Below are 20,951 nucleotides of genomic sequence, written 5' to 3'. Positions count from 1 at the left end.
CCTCGCAATTCGATTGATCAGTAGCGACAGCAGGACCGCCGAGCTGCAATCTCGACGGCTGGCTCGCGAACTCAAGGGCTGAAATCGCAGGCCAGTAGCTCCCGCTGCCACTACTTCCATCAACGGCTGGTGTCCAGGGCTGACGGCAATCACAACCCGTTTCACAGCAGACACGTCAACCGCCGCGCCGATGTTATCGGCCGGCGCTCATGAACTGGAGCGTTCCCATGAAATTCACACGGTGGACTCGGCGCCGTCGCGCCGATGTCCAGGGCGGATCGGCCTCCCTTGGCCTTTCCCCCGCTCAAAATCCCGCTCGGCCGAACCGCGCGACGCGCCGCTCGGCGCGTGCGGCCGCGGTGTCGGTGACCGCGACCGTCGCGCTGGCCGGCCTGGCTTTGAACGCCGCGGCTGCCCCCTTGCCGGGCCTCGACAGCCTGGCCCTTTTCGGAACGGACACCACCTCGTCGGCCTCGAGCTCTCAGCCCAGCTCGTCGATGAGTGCTTCCGGAATGAGCGGCACCGCCAGCACCACCAGCCAGCCCTCCGCCAGCCCGCTCGGCCCGGTGGCCTCGTCCACCGGCGACCTCCCGACCGCGCAGATCCCGACCGTGGGCAAGTTCCTCAGCGGCGACGTCCTCAGCGGCGGCGCGTTCAGCGGCGGCCTCTTCGGCGGTGACACGGTCCAGACGTCGACCGACCCGAACCAGTCCGGCGGCGCCCACTCGACCGGGGACACCACCCACCACGGCGGCGGCGACGCGTGCGACTTCTTCCTGCAGCACATGTGGAAGAACGAGGACGGGATCCCGCTGATCGGCAGCAGCTCGCACGCCCTGACCTACCACACGGACCCGTCGTACCAGAACCTGATCCTGTCCATGGCCAGCGGCGCGATCGGCAACTCGCAGATGCCGGTCGTCGACATCTACGGCGGCCCGCTGGGCTGGATCCCGATCTTCAACCCCTCGCACGTGCGGGGCCACGGCACCGACTACCTGACGATGGCGACCGGCTGCGGCGGGATGGGCCTTCCCATCAACACCAAGACCATGGCCATCGACATGTCCCGGCTGCCGACGCCGGACAAGGTGGCCAACTTCGTCCAGAAGGGGATGCCGAGCATTCCCGACCCGGCGAAGATCCTGAAGCCGGACTACCTCTACAACACCCTCCAGGCCCGCGAGATCATGAACCGGCTCGGGCCGAAGACGGTGTTCACTCCGGACGAGTACGTGTCCTTCGCGGGCAAGAACTTCGACGCCTTCCGCCTGCTCGGGCAGACCGCGTTCGACAAGCTCAACAGCGGCAACCCGGCCGCGGTCCTGGACGTCCTGAAGATCACCGACAACGTCAAGACGCTCCAGTCGCTCGGCCTGCCGGGCCTGCCCGGCTCGGGTGACAAGACCCTGACCAACGGGCTCCCGACCGCGGGCGCGACCGGCGGCCTGCCGACCGCGGGCCTGGCCGGGCAGCTGCCGACCTCGACCGTGCCGCTCGTCGGTCCGCTCACCGGGGACGTTCTCGGCGGTTCGTCGGCCAACCCGACCAACCCGGGTACGCCGGGTACGCCGGGTCAGCCAGGCCAGCCGGGCACGCCGGGCACTCCCGGTCAGCCAGGCACGCCGGGTCAGCCAGGCCAGCCGGGTCAGACAGGTGGTCTGCCTGGTCTCCCGGGGCTTTCGGGCCTGCCTGGGCTTTCGGGTGTGCTCTCGCCGGGTGCTCCCAGCGGTTCCGGCACGCCTGGCCAGCCGGGCACGCCGGGGACGCCTGGTCTTCCGGGCCTGCCGCCGCTGCCCCTGCCGGGTACCTCCAGCGGGAGCGGCACGCCGGATCAGTCCGGCGGTCTTCCTGGCCTGCCGAACGCCAGTGTGCTCGTCCGCCCGCTGACTGGGCTGCTGGGCGGCTCGCAGCCGCAGCCTCTCCCGGCTCCGCACCCGCTGCCGGCTCCGGTTCCCGCACCGCAGCCTCAGCCCGCCCCGGCACCGCAGCCAGCTCCGGCTCCCCAGCCCCAGCCAGCTCCGGCACCGCAGCCCCAGCCGCAGCAGTCGGCGGCGATCGCCGTCGGGACGCCGCAGGTCAACGGCAAGGCCGCGGCTAGCAGCCCGGGTCCGGAGGTCAACGCCGATTCGCCGATCACCGTCACGATTCCGGTGACCAACACCGGTTCGGTCCCGGTCAACGGGCTGGGCGGCCGCACATCGCTGGGCCAGCTCGACTGTGGTTCCGGTTCTCTGCAGCCGGGTCAGACCACTACGTGCTCGATGAAGACGATGGCGAAGCCGGGCCGGAACGTGACCACGTTCAACTTCACGGTCACCGGCTCCAACGGTGCGCAGGTCAGCAAGAGCTGCCGGGTGCACTACACCGGCACGACGTCGTCCGCCGCTCCGGCGGGGGCCGCCAAGCTGACCGTGACCGGCACGCCGACCGTCAACGGTTCGCCGGTCGGCGCGTCGACGGCTCCGACGCTCAGCCCGTCCGGCTCCTCGAAGATGACCTTCGAGGCGACCAATTCGGGCTCCGCTCCGATCACCGGTCTGTCGGCGCGCTCGGCGAACGGCCAGGTCACCTGCAAGGACAGCTCGCTCGCCGTCGGCCAGAAGACCACCTGCACGATGGCCTTCACGCCGAAATCCGGCCAGCAGAACGTGAAAGCGACCCTCACCGGCAAGTCCGACGACGGCCGCAGCGCCACCACGACCTACACGTTCCGCTACACCGGTGCGGGTCCGTGCACGTGCGGCCAGAGCGCGACCGGCGGCTCGGCCGCTTCGTCCACGGCCGGCTTGCCGGTCCTGAAGCCGCTCACCGGATTGGCCGGCGCGTGATCGCCACCGCGGCGACCACCGACTGAGCCAGCCCAGACACCGGTTGATGGTTCCCGGCCCGGGTGGCGGGCGCGAACTGCCCGCCCCCGTGGCCCCGCTATCACAGCGTGAAAGGACAACGATCATGCATACCTGGGTGAGAAGGTCTCTCCAGACCGGCTTGCTCGCCGGGGGGTTCCTCGTACTGGGGATGGGCGTCGCCCATGCCGACGAGGACACCAGCCCTCCGCAACAGGCAACCGACCAAGTCACCGCAACGTCCGCGAATTCGCCAAGCAGCACCCTGCTCGCTCCGGTCACGTCGGCCTTGTCGGCCGTGGCACCGAGCGGGAGCCCGTGCGGGTGCGGGTCTGACAGCAGCGCGAAGGCGGCGACTAGTGCGCCGTTGCGCTCGGTCCCGAACGGGACGAAGACGAAACAGTCGCTGACAACCGGCTCGACCGGGAAGAAGTACACCGGGGTGCGCTGGCGTCCGGCGGAGTCGAGCAGCTCGTCCCCGCTGGCGGCAGTCACCTCGCGCCTGAGCCAACTGGCACCCAGCGCGGCCAAACCATCGACGGCGGATGTGGGCGGCCCAGCCGTGACAGGCTCGGTCGACAAGTCCACGGCCGCTCCGTCGAGCAGCTCGACAGCCGATGCCTCGGGCAGCGCCCAGGCACCGGCAGCCGGGAGCGGTCAGGTGGATGTGTCCAGTGGCGGCATGTCCGGTGGTGACGCCACCGGTGGCACCGTCAGTGGCACGGCATCCAGTGGCACAGGTGACGGGACCACCGCTGGAGGCACAACGATCAGTGGTGCCCCTTCCAGCGGCGGCGCTTCAGGCGACACCGCGGGCAGCGGCACGCCCGATGGCGGCACCACCGTCACCGGCGGCACGCCCGAAGGCAGCACCACCACCGGTGGCAGCACTTCGCCAGGTGGCGCGGCAAGCGGATGCTCGTGTGACCTGACGTTGGGCACACCGACCGTGAACGGCACCCCAGCCGGAGCCATGGGCAACGCCCACGCCCCGGCGAACCAGCCGGTCCCGGTCTCGGTGCCGGTCACCAACACCGGCCGCGACACCGTGTCCGGCCTTAACGGCACCACCGGCGATGGCGCTATGAGCTGTGATGCGAGCACTCTGGCCACCGGCGGCTCGACTACCTGCACCGGCACCGTCACGCCGACCGCGGACAGCTCGAGTCACCCGGTCACGGTCAGCGGCACCACGGCGAATGGCGAGCAGGCCAGCACCACCGGCACTGCGTACCTCACCCCCGCCAGCGACCCGGCGCCCGTTCCGGCACCGGCACCTGGCCCGGCACCGGAGCCAGCACCTGGTCCGGCACCGGCTCCGGGGGGTAGCGGAAGTGACACCGGATGCTCGTGCCAACTGACCATGGGCACGCCCACCGTCAACGGCGCCAGCGCTGGATCACCGGCCAATGCCGTGCCGGTCACCGCCGCTCAGCCGGCGACGGTGGCCGTCCCGGTCACCAACACCGGTACCAGCACTGTCAGCAACGTCAGCGGCACCACCTCCAGTGGCGCGATGACCTGCAACGACGACACACTGGCCGCCGGTGCGAGCACCACCTGCACCGGCACGTTCACCCCGGCCGCGAGCACCACCGCGGCACCGGTCACTGTCACGGGCACCTCGGCGAACGGTGAGCAGGCCAGCACCACCGGCACTGCTTACGTCGCCCCCGCCAACAGCCCGGCGCCTGTTCCGGCACCAGCACCCGCGCCGGAGCCAGGCACCGGGGATCCGAGCGGGAGTTCCGGCAACCCGGCCGGAACCCTCCCGGGTCTGCCGAGCTTGCCCGGTCTTTCGGGTCTGCCCGGTCTGTCGGGCGGCCTCCTCCCGGGTCTGCCGGGTGGCACCACCCCAGGCGGCACCGGCGACCCGACAACCGGCGGGACCACCGGCACCACCGGTGGCACCACGCCAGGCGGCACCAGTGACCCCACAACCGGCGGCACCACCGGCACCACCGCAGGCGGAACTCCCACCAGCAGCGGCACCGCGGGCATCCCGTCCAACGGCAGCACTGGCGGAACCGTCGGCACGGCGGGGCAGTCGGCTGGCAACGAGACCGGCGGCTCCGTCCACGGCAGTGCGAGTGGCGGCGACGGAGCGGTCATCGCGGCTGGCTACCCAGCGAGCGGTATCGCTTCCGAGACCTACCGCAGTGCGGCGGATGCGTCCATGTCCGGGTCCACGAGCGGACGGGTCGATGCCGGGTTCCCGGTGCCGGCCGGCGCGGTCGAGGCAGGCGGTGGCGGCACTGCTGACGATGGCCAGCCGGTCGACGGCGGAATCGGCGGAATCGTCGGTGGCGGACTGGCGCTGCTGGCGATCGCTCTCCTCATGGTGACGGCGGCAGCCGCGCGTCGTCGTCACTTCCGATAGGGGGAACGGTGTGGTGTGGCCGTGCCCCGGCCACACCACACCACCCCTCCCCCCGCACCGACTGGAGTGGGTCATGCCTGTGGACAAGGACGTCAGGGCTCCCGTCCTGGCACCGTCCAGCCGAATCCAGACCGGGCTCGTCCCGCTCGCGCTGGGCGGCCTGGCGTGGATGCTGCTGGCCGTCACGTTCCTGCCGGGCCACGCCGGCTTTGCCTTGGCGAGCGCGTCCCTCCTGGTCATCGGCGGGGTCGGATGGGAGGCGCTCCAGCACGCCGGTCTGCGACTGCGCTGGGACACGGACTGGCCGGACCTCTTCGGTCTGCTCACCGCGATCCCCGAAGCCGCACTGGCCTGTCTGGTACTGCGCCGGTTCGACCAGGCCGGCGATCCCGCGCTCCGCTCCCTCTTCTACTTCGGCTCCACCTGGTTGCTGTTCTGGCTGATCAACCGCGGCCTGATGCGGGCGACCGCGGCACGCTGGCGCCACCAGAAAACCCCGCTGCGGACCCGTCCGAGGCCGCTCGCGCTACGTCCCGGTCGTCTCGCGTTCGGCGCGGCCGTGGGGCTCGCGGCGGCTGTGGGGCTGGTACTCACCCTGACCGTGGGCAGGACGCCACCACCGGACACGATGGCCGGCGCGCCTGCCATGACGCACGCCGCTCCGGCCTCGCCGTCAGCCCGGCCGGTCGTCGCGGTCAACAACCCCGCGGCCCGGGTGCTCCCGATCGCGGTGCACATCCCGAAACTCGACGCCGACTCGTCGCTGATCAAGCTCGGCCTCGACGCGAACCGGCGCATGCAAACCCCGCCGGTGAGCACCCCGATGCAAGCCGGCTGGTACGCGCTGGGACCGGCACCCGGCCAGACCGGGCCCGCGGTGATCGTCGGGCACGTCGACGGCGCGAGCCAACCCGGAATCTTCTACCGCCTGCACGAACTCTCGCCGGGCGACCGGATCGCCGTCGAACGCGCGGACGGCTCCTCCGTCACCTTCGTGGTAGGCCGAACGATCCATGCTTCGAAGGACCACTTCCCCGCCGCTGAGGTGTACGGCCGCACCGCTGGCCCAGAACTGCGGCTGATCACCTGCGGCGGCACCTTCGACCGGACCGCGCGCTCCTACCGCGACAACATCATCGTTTTCGCTCAACTCGAAGGAGAACAACGGCCATGACCCGCTAGAAGCAAACTCGGGCACCGCACGGCAGCAGCTTGGCCGGAGTGGGTGTTCCCTCCGGTGCCGCTGAATCGGCGCTACGTCTGCGTCCGTACCCCGGCACCGGAGTCACGGCCGGTCTGCCAGGGGGTTGCCCCACCGTCCGGAGCATTGCCTTCCCCGGTCGGGTTCGGCCGTACCTTCGGGCAGCGTTGCCCGGTGGGGGCCGCACCGCACAACCTCGGCCGGAGGTCGGCGTCTTTTCGGGCACAGCTTCACCAATTGCCGCGAGAGGGACGCCGGAAAATGGAAATCACCGCGAAGAAGACGTTCAAGATGGCGATGATCGGCGGGGCGATCGCCGCCACCGCGCTCCTTTCCGCCTGCAGCGGAAACACCTCCGGGAACTGGTCCCCGGTGAACAACGGCACCACCCAGCAGGCCGCGCAAGGTGCCGCGACCGGTGGCTCCGGAGGGTCTGGCAACGCGACCGCACGCGGCAACGGGGGTGACGGCGACGTCAACTGCAGCAAGCTGGACGGCAAGCGGGTCACCTCCCCCGACGGCCCGCAGATGGACGTGATCGCGGTGTCGGCGACCACCGGCACCAACCCGGGCTGCAACGACGCCTTCAAGGTGATCACCGAGTACTACCGGGAAATCCCGACGAAGGGCGAAGGCCCCGGCCACCGCGTGCTCGACATCTTCGGCCACTGGACCTGCGCCGGATCCGGCGACCAGGCCAACCCCCAGGGCAGCGTCTGCGGCAAGGACGGCCGCACCGACTACACGATCGAGACCCGGCCGTCGGGCAACGACAAGGCACCGGCACCACAGTCCCGCCGGTTCCCGAACACCACTCAGACCGTGCAGTTCACCGGCTTCGACACCAACGTCGGCATGGCCACTTTCCAGCTGGTCCGCCCCCAAGGCGACCAGTACGTGCCGGTCGCGGGCGACACCAAGACCTACCGTCTCCCGCTGGCCGAACGCGCCATCGTGTGGAGCGCGGCGACCCTGTGCCAGAACGACAACCAAGCCACCGTCGGCGAAGACGGCCTCGGCACCTTCCGCTGCGACGCCGACCAGCTGCGCCACACCCTCGCCAGCGGAACCCCTGCCCTCGCCCAGATCCTGGTGAGCGGCGACGACCAGATCGCTCAGGTCAAAGAGATCTACCACCCCTGACACAGCATTTCCTTCGCCTGCGGGGAATCGGCGCGCAGGTTAGTCCACTGTAGACATCAGCGGTCGTCCTGAAGAGACTGCGAGGGAAGCTCGTCATAAGCAGCCCGGTAATGCGCAGTAAATGCACTGGGCCGTGTATAGCCCCAACGCGCCGCCACCTGGGTAACAGTCGTCTCCCCTGGCGCGGCAGCACGCAGCTCAGCCCGCGCATGATCCAGGCGGACACGCCGCAGATAAGCCATCGGCGTCGTATCAAGATGCCGTCGGAAGGCCAGCTGCACCGCCCGTGCCGAGACGCCAGCCGCTTGGGCCAGGTCGGTGGCCGTGATATCGCGCTCGGGGTTGGCTTCGATGAACGAGATGGCGCGGCGCAACGCCTGGGGATGCGCATCGAAGTCGGTGCCAGCCCGCTCGTCCAGCGCGGTGGTGGGGAAAGCTGCGAGCACAGCCGCGGCGAGGTGCTGGGTCGCGGTGCTGACCAGCAGCGGGTGCTCGGCGATGTCGGGAGCGGACAGAACCTGGTCGCGCAGGTAGGTGATGGCGGCACGCAGGTGCTGGGCACCAGCCGCCGACACGGGGTTGTGGTCGAGTAGCTCGACTGGCTTTTCGGCACCGGCGACGCGGGTCAGCACAGCGGGGTCCAGCATGGTGATGCTGTAGCGCGCCTGGCAGATCCGGCCGGAGTACGGACGGTCCGGCGGTGCCAAGGAGAACAGGTCGCCGGGGGTGAAGGCGGCGGGTTCGGTCCATCCGGCGACCTTGTGGTCTTCGATGATTCCGGCTTCGATGTCGCAGAGGCAGATCCGGCCCAGCGGATCGACGTCGTAGCTCAGGTCGAAGTGCAGGTCGAGCTCGTCGGCGCTGACGCTCTCGGACGCCACGCGGGTGATGCGGGCACCGACGTTACGGCCGCCGCTGCCGATGCGCATCGGGGCGTAGGAACTGCTGAGGAATTCTTCGGTTCGCTCCAGGTCGTCGCTGTCGAACACCACATGTCCAGGGGTGGACATACGCCCGGTGGCCCTCCTTCATCACGCCGATCGCGGCCCCGGCGGGCCCTTCGGCGTTGTCCAAGGACCTCCGACCGCGCTCGGTCGTGGGGTAGGGCCCCCGGTTACCCGCGTGGGTCGGGCACCAAACGTCCGAGCTGGGCGCACGCGTCGTCGATGGTGGTGGCGAGGTTGAGCATCACGTCGACCCGGGTGGCGCGCAGCGGGCGCAGCACGGCGCGGTTGCTGCCGGTCACCACGACCAGTCTTCGCCGCCGGACTCCGGCGGCGTGGTGAGTGTCGATCATCAGCGACATTCCGACGACGGCCATGAAGTCCAGGCCGGTGCAGTCCAGGACGATGTCGCGGCTGGTCCGGAGCTGGGTGTCGAGCACTTCGGCGAGGGTGTCGACGGTGGCCAGGTCGAGGGCGCCGCTCAGCCGCACCAGTACGAGGGAGCCCACGGCTCCGCTCCGGATCGCCAGGTCGCCAGGGCGTAGCGACTTTTCGGTTGTCTCGGACATCAGCGGGGTTCTCCCTGTCGTCTGTGGGGCCAACGCCGCGAGGGGGAAGGTTTCCCAAAGGCACCGCTGAATCTCACTGCTCGGCTTCCGGCCTTGAGCCCGGAAGGATCTGGTTGTCTCCACCGTGCAAGGCTCGCCGGGAATGGTCTAGCCGCGCGACCGAACACCGGCTATCCGGAAAACGAACCGCTCCGCCGCAGCCGGGCCGGATCGGCTCGCGTCACCGCCGTCGGCGCGGGCAGCTGCCAGCCGCTCTCGTACGCCGCGGTGAAGCGTTCCTCGCCGAGGGCCAGCCGGCCGCGACTGCTCAGGGTGCGTACCTGCAGGTCAGTCCGATCGTGGGCACCGCGCAGGCGGGCCGCCGCGCCGAGGATTTCCGCTCCGTCGAAGTATCGACCGTACAGCGCGGCCAGGCCAGCCACGGTCACCGCGACCGTGGCCACGATCGGCAGATCCTTGCTGTTGACCGCGGCCGCGTACGCCCGGGCCAGCGCTGCTTCGGCACCGGGGCCGTCGCCGAGTTCCAGGCATAGTTCGGCTCGTACGGCGCTCACCAATGCCTGTCCGTGGTCGCCGCCGAACGGGAGCTGGGTGGGCAGCCCGGCCTCGGCTGCCTCGATCAGCTCGCGAGCCCGGGTCAGGTCCCCGGTTCGCAGGCGGAAGCTGGCTTCTCGGGCGTCGAGCAGCACGACGGTCTCGGGCACGGTCGAGCGCAGCGTGCGGTCCCTGGTTACGGCGATCATCGCTGCCGCTTGGCCGGTTTCGCCCAGCCGGACGTGCAGGTCGATCAGGCGCAGGTCGATGAAGGTCTCGTCGTTGTGGCTGAGCGAACCGAATTCCTGGGCCAGCCGCTTGGCCTCGGTCAGGTCGGCCAGCGCACCGTCCAGATCTCCGTCGTACTGCCGCAGCAGGGCGCGCATCGGCAGGGCCATCGCTAGGCCCCAGCTGTCCCCGGCTTCGGTGAAACAGTCCAGCGCGAACTCGACGTCCGGGCCGACCTGGGCTAACTGACCGTCGTTTTCGGCTAGTTCGGCGCGGGTGATTCGGGCCAATCCGGCCAGCCATCGGTCCGGACCGTCGGCTAGGCGCTGGATGAGCGGTGCCGCGTCAACTCCGGCGCGGACGGCCAGTTCGGCGGCGGTCAGTACGCCGAAGGGTGGCAACTCCGGGTAGTTCAGCAGGCGGGTGCCCACCTCGTCGGCTGGGGCACCGGCGTCTAGCAGCAGCGCTCCGGCGGCGATGTCGTGGTTCATACCCGGCTGAGCAGTCGCTTGGCCGAGCCAGTACGACGAGTCGGCGTGCCGGCCCAGCATGTGCCAGTACCAGGTCAGGTCGAGCGCGAGGGTGAGCGCGGCATCCGAGGTGGCGCAGAGGTGGCGCAGGGCGGCCAGGATGTTGTCGTATTCGGCGGTCAGCAGGTGGAGTGCGTCGAGTTGCCGGGGACCGCGCAGAAGCGGGTCGTTGACGGCGGCCAGTTCGGCGAAGTACTCGGCACTCAGGTTCCGTACAGTGGACAAAATCCCTTGTCCGGCAAGGCATTCCAGACCGTATTCGCGGATCGTCTCCAGCATCCGGTACCGGCCGGGAGCGAGCTGGAGCAGCGAGCGGTCGACGAGGTCGGCGAGCAGTTCCTGGACGTGATCGACGGGGAGAGCACAGACCGCGGCGGCCGAGGCGGGCGTGACGCCGCCGGGCAGGACCGAGATTCGTTCCGCGACTGTCCGCGCGTCGTCGCTGAGCAGGTCCCAGCTCCAGGCGATCACCGCGCGCAGCGTGCGGTGCCGGGGAAAGGCAGTGCGGCTGCCGGTAGTGAGGAGCCGGAATCGGTCGGACAGGCCGGACGCCAAGTCTGCCAAGGACAGCGTCCGAAGACGAGCCGCGGCAAGTTCCAGCGCTAGCGGCATGCCGTCCAGTCCGCGGACGATTCGCAGCACGTCGCCGAGGTTCCGGTCGTCGACCGCGAAGTCCGGGCGCACGGCGGCTGCTCGCTCGGTGAACAGCCGCACGGACGCGGTGTCGCGAGCCCGCTCGACGTCAGAATCCGGTTCTGGCAAGGGAAGCGGGCCGAGCGGGACCAGCGCCTCGCCGTCGATCGCCAGCGGCTCGCGGCTGGTGGCCAGGACCCGCAATCCGGCGCAGCGAGGCAGCAGCGCCGCAAGGAGATGCGCCACAGCATCGATCAGGTGCTCGCAGTTGTCCACCACCAGCAGGCTTTCCTTGCCGCCCAACTGATCCGCGAGCACGTCCAGCTCGCCGACGGGTTTGGCCGAGGACTCGAACAGCGCGGTGCCGCGGAGTCCGATCGCCGCCAGCATCGCGGCGGCGACCTTGGCCGGTTCGGTGACCGAGGAGAGGTCGATCAGCCAGCTGCCGTCGCGATATTCCCGGCGGCGGGCGGCCTCCGAGGCGAGCCGCGTCTTGCCAGCACCGCCAGGGCCGAGCACGGTGACCAACCGGCCAGTGGCGAGCAGCGTGTCGATCCGGGCCAGGTCGTCGGTGCGGCCGACGAAGCTGGTCAGCGGCGCGGGCAAGGTGCTCGGCTTGGTCTCCCTGGCGGGTTCGGCGCGCAGCAGGTTCAGGTGTCGTTCGCGCAGCGCGGTGCCTGGATCGGTGCCGAGGACGTCGGCCAGGGTTTCCCGGATTTGTTCGTACTGGGCTAATGCGTCCGCCTGACGTCCTTGGGCGGCGAGGGCGTCCATGAGCAAGCCAGCGGCGCGCTCGTGGACGGGATGGTCGGCCAGTAGAGCGGTTAGGCGAGCGGCGGCTGCGTCGGGGCGCCCCTGGGAAAGCTCGGCTTCGGCGAGATCGGTGACGGCCTCGATCGACAGGCTGGCCAGCCGGGTCGCAGCGGCGGGATCGACTGCCGCGACCGCTGCAGGCTCGACGCCGGGGCGGTCTCCCCACAACGTCACGGCCTCTTCCAGCAACGCCGCGGCGCGGTCGCGGCCAGCGGTGGCGAGTTGCTCGAATCGCAGCGCGTCCACGTCGGCGGGATCGACGGTCAGCCGGTAACCGCCGGCGACCTGCGTGACTTCGCTCGGCGAGCCGAGGGCGCGGCGCAGCCGGGAGACGAGGGCCTGTAGGGCGTGCGCGGGGTCGGCGGGCAGGTCGGAGGCCCAGATGGCGTCGACCAAGACGCTCTGCTCGACCGGACGTCCGCCAGCCAGCGCCAGCCGCGCGACCAGTGCCTGCAACCGGGCACCGGGCACCGCGAGGGCCACGGGACCTCGTGTCACCTGAAACGCCCCGAGCAGCGTGACCCGAAGCCGCGCGCTCCCGTCCATTCGACGATCTTCGCGCGAATGGCCGGGTCAGCGCCATGCGCCCCCGGGTGAGCGCCGTGTGCGGGCCGTGTGAGCGGCCGTCGCCAAGGTGGCCGTATCGAACGAGAACAGGGGTTTGCCATGCATGACGCGGTAATAGTGGGAGCTGGGCCGGTCGGTCTGTTCCTGGCCGGCGAGCTTGGTCTCGCGGGCAGCTCGGTCCTGGTGCTCGAACGCGAGCCCGCGCCCGGTTCCCAGTGGCGGACGGCTCCGCTCGGGATGCGTGGTCTGTCGGCCACGTCGATCGAGGCGTTCCACCGGCGCGGGATGCTGCCTCCGCTGCTGGCGACGTCGGCCCTCCACGACGCTCCCGGCGAGGAGCGGCCGCGCACGGCGGGTCATTTCGCCGGGATGGTGCTCGATCCGGCCAAGGTCGACCTCGCCGCGCTGCCGTACTGGCTGCCCAGCGCGGTGCCCGGCGGCATGATGACCAACCTCGACGCGATCGAGGCGGTGCTGTCCGAGCGGGCGGCCAAGCTCGGGGTCGAAATCCGGCGCGGGGTCGAGGTTTCCGCTGTTCAGCAGGATGCGGACGGCGTGGTCGCGCGGGCTGGCGAGCAGGAGTACGCGGCGCGCTGGGCGATCGGCTGCGACGGCGGGCGCAGTGTCGTGCGCGGGCTGGCGGGTTTCGAGTTCGTCGGCACCGAACCGCAGTTCACCGGCTACACCATGCTCGTCGACCTCGCCGATCCCGAGAAGCTCAGCCCAGGCTTCAACCTGACGCCGACCGGCATGTACATACAGATGCCGACGCCAGGGCACCTCGGCGTACTGGACTTCGACCAGGGGGCGTTCGACCGCACACAGCAGCCGAGCCTGGAGCACCTGCAGACCGTGGTGCGCCGAGTGTCCGGCACCGACGTCACGCTGACCGGCGTCCGCCTCGTCTCGACGTTCACCGATCGCGCGATGCAGACCACGACGTATCGGCGCGGCCGAGTGCTGCTCGCCGGCGACGCCGCGCACATCCACTCCCCCCTGGGCGGGCAGGGACTCAACACCGGAATCAGCGACGCCGTGAATCTGGGCTGGAAACTCGCGACGGTCATCGGAGGGCGGGCACCGGAAGCGCTGCTCGACACCTATACCCGCGAGCGCCATCCGATCGGTGCCTGGGTGCTCGACTGGACGCGGGCTCAGGCAGCGGCGATGCGGCCGGACGCGCACGGCCAGGCGGTGCAAGGCGTCCTCCGCGACCTGCTCGACACTCGCGACGGCACGACCTATGTGTACGGGAAGATGTCCGGCTCGTCGCTCCGCTACGACCTCGGCGGAGAACATCCGCTGATCGGCCGCTACGCCCCGGATTTCCAGCTGACAGACGGAATTCGCCTGAGCGACCTGATGCAGGACGGTCGTGGCGTCGTGCTCGACTTCAGCGCCGAGCAACGTCTGCGCGAGGCCGCGGGCCAGCTGCGTTACGCGGCCGGTACAGCGAAGGACGACCTCGGTTTGGGTGCCGTACTCGTCCGGCCGGACGGCATCCTCGCGTGGGCGGGCGACCGCGAATTTTCCCAGGACTCCTTCAACCAAGCCAAAACCCAGTGGTTCGGCGAAAACTAGGAGCAGACATGACCATCACTCTTCGCCCGGGAAGCACCGTGCTGTTCACCGGCGATTCGATCACCGACTGCCAGCGAAACGAGAGCGAAGACGGTCTCGGATTCGGTTACCCGCCGCGGATCGCGGGCGAATGGGGACTTCGCCACCCCGGTCGCCCGGTAACCTGGCTGAACTCCGCGATCGCGGACAACAAGGCAATGGACCTCGAATCCCGTTGGCAGAACGACGTTCTCGACGCGCGCCCGGACGTGGTGTCGATCCTCGTCGGCATCAACGACGTCGGCTGGCATTCGTACGACCCGGACGGTTACGTGATTCCGGCCGAGGACTACGCGGCCAGTTACGACCGGTTGCTCGCGCCGCTGGCCGGATCCGGAGCGGAGCTGATCCTCATCGAACCGTTCCTGCTGCCGATCAGCGGCGACATCGAGGTCGGCGATCTGCGCCTCGGTGTCGCGGAACGGAAGAAGTGGCGCGTCGACCTGGACCCGAAAATCCAGGTGGTGCGCGAACTCGCCCGCAAATACGGCGCGCAGTTACTCGCCGCGGACGGCATGTTCGCCGAACTCTCCGCGACGACCGGACCGGAGTACTGGGCCGCCGACGGCGTCCATCCGACTCCGGCTGGACACGCGGCGCTCACCGCGGCTTGGCTGCGCCTGGTCGCCTGACTACTGTCGAGATCCTTGCTGCGCCTCGAGATCCGCCCGGTACGCCGCACGTTCCGGGCGGTCCGAGTGCAGCGCGCGATCGTCACGAACCAACCGTCGAATGCGGTTGAGGACCGGCTCCGGCGCGACTCCCGCAGCCGTAGCCAGCACACCGACATAACCGGGAACAGCGATTTCAGCACGACGGTTGCGCACCGAATCGACAACCGCCCTGGCGACGTCCTCCGGCTGCACCTTAGGAATCGGCCGTATATCCAGGCCGGAGGCAAGCGCAGTGTCGACAGCCGACGGCAGCACGGCGGTGATGCTGACGCCCGCGTCCGCGAACTCCAAACGGGTCGCGGCCGTCAGCCCCACCACGGCGAATTTGGTCGCGTTGTAGACAGCCAGCCCCTTGACCGGGAACTTGCCTGCCAGCGAGGCGACGTTGACGACGTGGCCGAAACCGCGTTCGACCATCCCCGGCAGCGCGAGTTTCAGGCCGTTGAGGACGCCGCCGAGGTTGACGTCGATCTGCAGCCGGTCGGTGGCGTCGGAAAGTTCCAGGAACCCGCCGTTCGGCATGAGTCCGGCGTTGTTCACCAGCACGCGCAACGGTCCGTGGGCTTTCTCGGCCGCCGCGAGAAAGGACGCGAACGAGTCGCGGTCGGCTACGTCGAGGTGGTGGCCGGTGCCGCCGATCTCCTCGGCGGTCTCCTCGGCAGCCGCCTGGTTGAGGTCGCCGATCGCGACGCGCGCTCCCTTGCGCGCGAACAACTTGGCGACGGCACGGCCGATCCCGGCACCGCCGCCAGTGATCGCGACGGACGCGCCGTCGAGGTCGATCTTGGGGTAGTTCATCGGGTCGCTCCTTGCTCGATGGCGGCACGTACGCGCGCTGGGGTCAGGGTGCGGCAGGCGCGAAGCACCTCGGGGCGGCGGCGCAGGTCCATGAAGTTGGGGCCCATGACGTCCAGCTCGGCCTGCCCCGGTTCGATCCGCAGCACCCGGAGGCCGGCCGCGCGGAGCTGCTTGACCTCGGCGTCGACGCGGCGCGTCATCGCGCGCCGGGCGAGCCGTTCGACGCGAGCGAAGCCGTGCCCGTGTGCGCCGCCGGACGTGGACATCGGCGGAATGAGCACGACTTCCTCGACGCCGGTCGGGAGAACGAGATCGGCGGACGTCGGCGAGACGGTGCCACCGTCGGCGTACTTGCGGCCATTGATGGCGACCGGCGGGAACCACCCCGGAATCGCCCAGGACGCGGCAATGGCGGTGCCGAGGTCCGTTCGTTGCGAATTCCCGAACGCGACCCGCTCCCCCGTACGGATGTCGGCTCCGACAAGCCAGGTCTGCGGATGGTCGACCCAACCGTCGGCATTGGCCAACGCGCTGCCGAGATCGCGCAGCCATCCGGCGTCTCCGCGGCCTCTCGGCAGCGCTCCAGCCAGCCCGGCCAACAGGTCGGCCCGCCCGCGCAGCGCTGCGGCGGTGAGGCCGAGACCGGGCCAGACAGGTGTCGGCAACGGTGGCAGCAGGCCCGGATGCTGGGCGAGATGGTGCACGACGCGCTCGTCGGCAGGCTCCCCGAGCAGCGCGGCCAGGATCTCGCCAACCCCGATGCCCGAGCCGAGAAACGCCGCCATCTCCGCGCCCGCGGACGTCCCGACCAGGACGTCGGCCTCGCGCGCGTCCCATCCCAGCTGGTCCTCGACCGCAGCGAGGGCGGCAGCGGTCCAGGCGAAGCCCAGCGTGCCGCCACAACCGAGCACCAGTGCGCGTTTGGTCATCGGCCACCTCTGCGGAATCAGATGTCAGTGGCGGAACCGTATGTCATTTCCGCGCCGAGGGCAATCCGCTCAGGCGAGGTCGGCACTGCTGACGACCTTGTTGCGGCCGGTGTTCTTCGCGTTGTAGAGCGCCTGGTCGGCCGCGTGGATCAGGCGCTCGATGGCGGATCCGGCCTCGGGATAGGTCGCGAGGCCGATCGAGGCGGAGAGCCCGTCGATCTGCTTCGTGCCGTTCGCCGCGGGCACCTCCACAACGAGCCGCTCGATGGCTTCGCGGACGCGTTCGGCGACGATGCGGACGTCGGCCGGGTGGATGTTGGGCAGCAGAACCACGAACTCCTCGCCGCCGAACCGGCCCACGGAGTCGTAGTCGCGTACCGCGCCGGTGATCGCGACGGCGACGGCGCGCAAGACGGCGTCGCCGCTGAGGTGTCCGTACTGGTCGTTGATCCGTTTGAAGCGGTCGAGATCCACCATCAGCACGCCGAAACTGGAGTCGACGGTCCGCTGGGCCCGGTCGAGTTCGCGGGCGGCGAGGGCGTGCCAGCCGGTGGTGTTGAAGAGGCCGGTCTTCTCGTCGGTGGTCGCGGCGATCTCCAGCTGCTTCACGAGGACTGCGCGGTGGATGACCAGCAACGGCGGCAGGATGCAGAGAGCCAGCTCGGCCATGGTCGTCACGGCGAGCGCGGTCAGGATGCCGAGACAGAGGGTCGCGGCTTCGAGCAGATTGTCGCCCCAGCCGCCGAAAAGAGTGCGCAGCGACCGGTCCGGCGCGTCGAGCCCCGGGACGGTGATCAGGGCCGCGATGACGAAATACGCGGCGGCCGCGAGGGAGAGACTGCTGAAACCGGTCCAGCCGGTATGGAGAGCGTCGTCGAGGCGGGGGGCGGGGGTGCGGGAGAGGATGATCGAGGTGGCCTGGCAGGTGACGATGACCAGGGCGGCGTTGAACACCACACGGGAGGCCGGGACGCGGCGGATGCGATAGAGACTTCGCGTCGCCAAATGGAGATAGAGGATCGCGACGAGCCCCGTGACGAGCGCCGGAGGCAGCAGGAGCACGCCGGAGAAACTCCACACCGACGTCAGGTTGATGTGCGGGGTGCCCGACATGAGCCGCCGGAGCCGTTCGACCTTGCGGCCCAGTTCCGCCTGCAGCAAACCCAATCCGACCAGCAGGCCGAAGATGAGGAAAGCCCGTCCGGAGAAGTGTCCGGCGAGGACGGCGGCCGCGGTCAGGACCGCCGCCGCGGCCTCGATCAGGAGGCAGTAGGCGATCAGGCCGCGTCGCTGCGTCCAGAAAGTCCATTGCCGGCGGGAGGCCGCCGGACGCAAATGCCGCGGAGTTCTGTCTTCCGTGCCAATGTCAGCCATAATCAATTCGATGCCCCCAGCGGGAAAGGAGAAGCCGACGTGCGCAACCGCGAGACGTAGTCATCATCCCGCCAATGCGGGCCGGACCGGTTGAGCCCGGTGCCACGCCACGGCAATAGGAATCGCGACGAGCGCTCCGGCCAGGCCCGCGAACGCGATGGCGTGGGCCGGGCCGATCGCGTCGGCGAGAACGCCCGAAGCGAGCGCGCCCAGTCCCTGGACAGTGGTCAGCCCGGCGGACAACACGCCCGATCCCTGTGCCCGGTGGGCATCCGGGAGCCGCCGGACGAACGAGGCGGTGCCCTGGATGTTGTAGGCGGTGGCGAAAAAACCGGACAGGGCGAACAGGACCATCGCCACGACAAGGCCGGGATTCGCGAACACCGCGACGAGCGGCACCCCGGCGAGAATGCCGAGCACTCCGATGACCCGGACCTGAACGGGTTCGGGGACCTGACTGAAAACGATGCCGCCGACGATGCTTCCGATCGGATCCGCGGCCATCAGGAGTCCGACGCTCGCCGCGCTGGCACCAAGGTCGCTCGCGAAAGGCGCGGCGAGCGCTTCAGGCACCACGTAAAACCCGGCGAGCCAGCACAACGCCAGTAGCGCCATCAGCGCGGGATCGCGGACTATCACCTTTGTCCCGTCGAGAAGCGACGCACCGAAAGGGCGGCGCTCAGCCCCTTGCGCGGCAGGCCGCCGGCTCACTCCCAGCCAGACGATCACCGCGGAAACCACGAAGGTCAGCGCATCCACTACCAGGCCGCCCTGCGCGCTCAGCGCGGCGACCAGGACGCCACCGCCGGCGAAACCGGCCAGTTGCGCGGTCTGGATCGTGATGTTCCGGATCGCCATTCCGGTCGTGTATTTCTCGCCTTCGAGCACGTCCGGAAGCAGCGCTTGCTGTGCAGCTTTGAACGGACCGTGCAACAGCGTCGTCGCGACGACCAGCGCGCACAGCAGCCACAACGGCATGCCAGGCAAGGCCATCAGCCCGACCAGCACCGCGCGGACCACGTCGGCGGCCACCATCACCGTGCGGCGCGGGAACCGGTCGCCGAGACCCGCGAGCAGCACCCCGCCGAAAAGCGACGGAACGAACGTCAACGCATAAGTCAATCCGGTCAATGCGGCCGAATCGGTCCTCTGATAGACCAGAATCGCCAACGCGACCCGCGCCAGCTGGTCTCCGGCATTGGAGAACAACTCCGCGGCCCACAGTGCGCGAAACTCCCTGACCCGGAAAACCGATCTGAATGTCGCCCGCTGTCCCATGCCGCCCCCTCTACCCTGGCTAACAGCGCGTCCCCCGACGAACCACCTACGGTAGTCGCCAGCATCCACACTGTCAGCAGAGTTAGGGAAATCGCGCGCCAGGGCAGGGAGAGCTCGGCTTCTGCTACGAAAAACGCAGCCGAGTACCCGCTCCGTTTATCGGTGCGGGAAGGGGGTCAACGGGTCCCAGAGTTCCGCGCAGTGGTGCTGACGCGGGATTTCCATAGTGAGCTGACTGTCCCCGGCAGCGTTGAGCGCCAGCACAACAGGATTGTCCTTTGTGTACGGATCCCATCGCGGAGCGCCGTCCACAGTGGGATTTCCGGTGCGCGCGAACCCGGCCCACTGCGTCAGCAGCTGATCGGCGAGCACCTGCTGATTGGGCGTGAGCCGGACTCCGTTCGGGAACATCAGCAGCCATTCGGCGACGTGGTAGGCACCGTTCGGCTTAGTGGGGTCGACGAAGAATTGCGGCGGGATATCGGTGTCGTCGACCTGGTAGGCGAAGACCGGAATATGCCGGGACAACCGCTCGTCGTTGAGCAGTGCGGGGCAGACCGAGTTGGAGTCGGCGACGGCGGTCCGGTAAGCGAGGTACGGAGCCGGCGCGGGGTAACGCTTCAGCGGATAGGTCTCGCGGACCTCGGGAGCGTGCTTTCCGTACTGCTCCTTCAGGAATTTGTCGTAATCGGCCGCGGTCGCGGCGAACGGCAGCTGGGTTTCGTCGCGGTCGACGCCGTGCATCAGCGCTACGTGGTTGACGTGCCCGGTAGCGAAAGCCTCGGCGGGCGACATCGGCAGCGTCTTGCCGTCCACGATCGGCGCGACCGTGCCGTTGTCCGGATTTCTCCCGTGGTCGGCCTGTTTGAGCACGGTCTGTGCGGGCAGCGCACGCAGACAGGCGGCAGTGGCACAACCCAGTGCCGCGGCGAACCGGGCTCCCTTTTGCCGCGCTTGTTTCTCGGTGGGCAGGTTCGCTTTGCAGTCCTGCGTTTGCCAGATGATGTCGGCCCCGAGCAACGAGTTGTACTCCCCGCTTTGGCTGATACCGCGCTGGAACAGCCCGGCCGAGGTCGGCGAAGCGGTGTGGGCGCAGACGCTCGAACCGCCCGCGGAATCGCCGTAGATCGTGACGTTGCGCGGGTCGCCGCCGAACTTCGCGATATTGCGGTGCACCCAGCGGAGCGCGGCTTGCTGGTCCTGGAGGCCGTAGTTGCCGGCGTGCGCACCGAACGATTCATGGGCCAGGAAGCCGAAAATCCCGAGCCGGTAATTGAACTCCACGCTGATGACGTGCCCCGCGGTCACGAGACGGCTCGCGTCCTGCGGCTTCCACAACAGGAATCCGCCGCCGTGGATCTGCACCATTACCGGAAACGGACCGGGCCCCGCGTTGGCCGGCACGCGGACGGTCAGGTTGAGGCAATCCTCGTCAGCCGACCCCGGACCGGTTCCGGGCGGCTGCGGGCACTCGCGGCCCTCCTCGGTCGCGACGAATGGTTCAGTCCAGTGCGCGGGCCGCCGCGGCGATGCCCAGCGCAGTTCGCCGACCGGCGGCGCGGCATAGCGAATCCCTTGCCACGACTTGATCTCCGCGCCCGCGACGCCGCACACCGGGCCGTCGTCGGTGGTCACCGTGGTGCCCGGCGAACACGCTGGCGCGCCCACCTTGGTGGCCAGCGCCGCCGACCCGGCCACCGACATCACCACCCCGACGACGGCCACCACTACCACCGCGGCCGCCTTTTCGCCGAATCTCATCCGTCCTCCTTCGCTCCCGCCTGCCGGGGAGGCCGAACGAACGACGAGCAACGACCACGCACCGAACAGGCGGTTTACCGGCATGGGCTCGACCGATGACCAGCTCCGGGCCATCGCCGCGGGCAC

14 protein-coding genes are annotated in these 20,951 nt (G+C 69.4%); 6 read left to right on the top strand and 8 right to left on the bottom strand.

The genetic code is table 11. From position 1 onward, the window contains the following. Window positions 1-566: 566 nt before the first annotated feature. From ACZ7SW_RS04765 to ACZ7SW_RS04750, 4 genes are all read left to right on the top strand, one after another. On the top strand, window positions 567-2,831 hold the full coding sequence (locus ACZ7SW_RS04765) for a hypothetical protein (protein WP_470229034.1): 2,265 nt from the start codon (window positions 567-569) through the stop codon (window positions 2,829-2,831). Window positions 2,832-2,877: 46 nt separating this feature from the next. Beyond that, the gene (locus tag ACZ7SW_RS04760) at window positions 2,878-5,229 is read left to right on the top strand and encodes a hypothetical protein (RefSeq protein ID WP_470229033.1); all 2,352 of its coding nucleotides are present in this window, start codon (window positions 2,878-2,880) and stop codon (window positions 5,227-5,229) included. A 73-nt stretch (window positions 5,230-5,302) separates the two neighbouring features. Then, window positions 5,303-6,403 carry a class F sortase gene (locus tag ACZ7SW_RS04755; protein WP_470229032.1) on the top strand — a complete coding sequence of 367 codons (1,101 nt, stop codon included), beginning with the start codon at window positions 5,303-5,305 and terminating at the stop codon, window positions 6,401-6,403. Between the two features lie 288 nt (window positions 6,404-6,691). Beyond that, window positions 6,692-7,573, top strand: coding sequence for a hypothetical protein (locus ACZ7SW_RS04750; RefSeq protein WP_470229031.1), 882 nt, complete (start codon window positions 6,692-6,694; stop codon window positions 7,571-7,573). A 56-nt stretch (window positions 7,574-7,629) separates the two neighbouring features. On the opposite strand, the gene ACZ7SW_RS04745 is transcribed toward ACZ7SW_RS04750, so the two are convergent. From ACZ7SW_RS04745 to ACZ7SW_RS04735, 3 genes are all read right to left on the bottom strand, one after another. Next, a complete protein-coding gene (locus ACZ7SW_RS04745) occupies window positions 7,630-8,583 on the bottom strand; it encodes a helix-turn-helix transcriptional regulator (RefSeq protein WP_470229030.1) in 954 nt (317 codons plus the stop codon). A 104-nt stretch (window positions 8,584-8,687) separates the two neighbouring features. Next, the gene (locus tag ACZ7SW_RS04740; protein WP_470229029.1) at window positions 8,688-9,086 is read right to left on the bottom strand and encodes an STAS domain-containing protein; all 399 of its coding nucleotides are present in this window, start codon (window positions 9,084-9,086) and stop codon (window positions 8,688-8,690) included. Window positions 9,087-9,256: 170 nt separating this feature from the next. Then, window positions 9,257-12,370, bottom strand: coding sequence for a BTAD domain-containing putative transcriptional regulator (locus tag ACZ7SW_RS04735; RefSeq protein WP_470229028.1), 3,114 nt, complete (start codon window positions 12,368-12,370; stop codon window positions 9,257-9,259). 120 nt (window positions 12,371-12,490) lie between these two features. Between ACZ7SW_RS04735 and ACZ7SW_RS04730 the strand changes: the two genes are divergently transcribed. After that, entirely contained in the window at window positions 12,491-13,972 is a 1,482-nt protein-coding gene (locus ACZ7SW_RS04730) for an FAD-dependent monooxygenase (RefSeq protein WP_470229027.1), read from the top strand. A gap of 8 nt (window positions 13,973-13,980) precedes the next feature. Next, window positions 13,981-14,643 (top strand): SGNH/GDSL hydrolase family protein, encoded by a 663-nt coding sequence (locus tag ACZ7SW_RS04725; protein ID WP_470229026.1) that lies wholly within the window; start codon window positions 13,981-13,983, stop codon window positions 14,641-14,643. Here the strand turns inward: ACZ7SW_RS04725 and ACZ7SW_RS04720 are convergent, their stop codons facing one another. From ACZ7SW_RS04720 to ACZ7SW_RS04700, 5 genes are all read right to left on the bottom strand, one after another. Further along, window positions 14,644-15,483 (bottom strand): SDR family oxidoreductase, encoded by an 840-nt coding sequence (locus ACZ7SW_RS04720; RefSeq protein WP_470229025.1) that lies wholly within the window; start codon window positions 15,481-15,483, stop codon window positions 14,644-14,646. It lies immediately after the preceding gene. Next, window positions 15,480-16,412, bottom strand: coding sequence for a patatin-like phospholipase family protein (locus ACZ7SW_RS04715; RefSeq protein WP_470229024.1), 933 nt, complete (start codon window positions 16,410-16,412; stop codon window positions 15,480-15,482). Before ACZ7SW_RS04715 ends, ACZ7SW_RS04720 begins: the two co-directional genes overlap by 4 nt. Window positions 16,413-16,481: 69 nt before the next feature. Then, window positions 16,482-17,786 (bottom strand): sensor domain-containing diguanylate cyclase, encoded by a 1,305-nt coding sequence (locus ACZ7SW_RS04710; protein ID WP_470229023.1) that lies wholly within the window; start codon window positions 17,784-17,786, stop codon window positions 16,482-16,484. A gap of 63 nt (window positions 17,787-17,849) precedes the next feature. Further along, a complete protein-coding gene (locus ACZ7SW_RS04705; protein WP_470229245.1) occupies window positions 17,850-19,064 on the bottom strand; it encodes an MFS transporter in 1,215 nt (404 codons plus the stop codon). Between the two features lie 156 nt (window positions 19,065-19,220). Continuing rightward, complete coding sequence (locus ACZ7SW_RS04700; protein ID WP_470229022.1) at window positions 19,221-20,825, bottom strand: carboxylesterase/lipase family protein; 1,605 nt, start codon at window positions 20,823-20,825, stop codon at window positions 19,221-19,223. Window positions 20,826-20,951 lie beyond the last annotated feature (126 nt).

The sequence above is a fragment of the Amycolatopsis sp. NPDC114484 genome (assembly GCF_055633755.1).
This window is presented reverse-complemented; position numbering and strand designations above follow the sequence as displayed.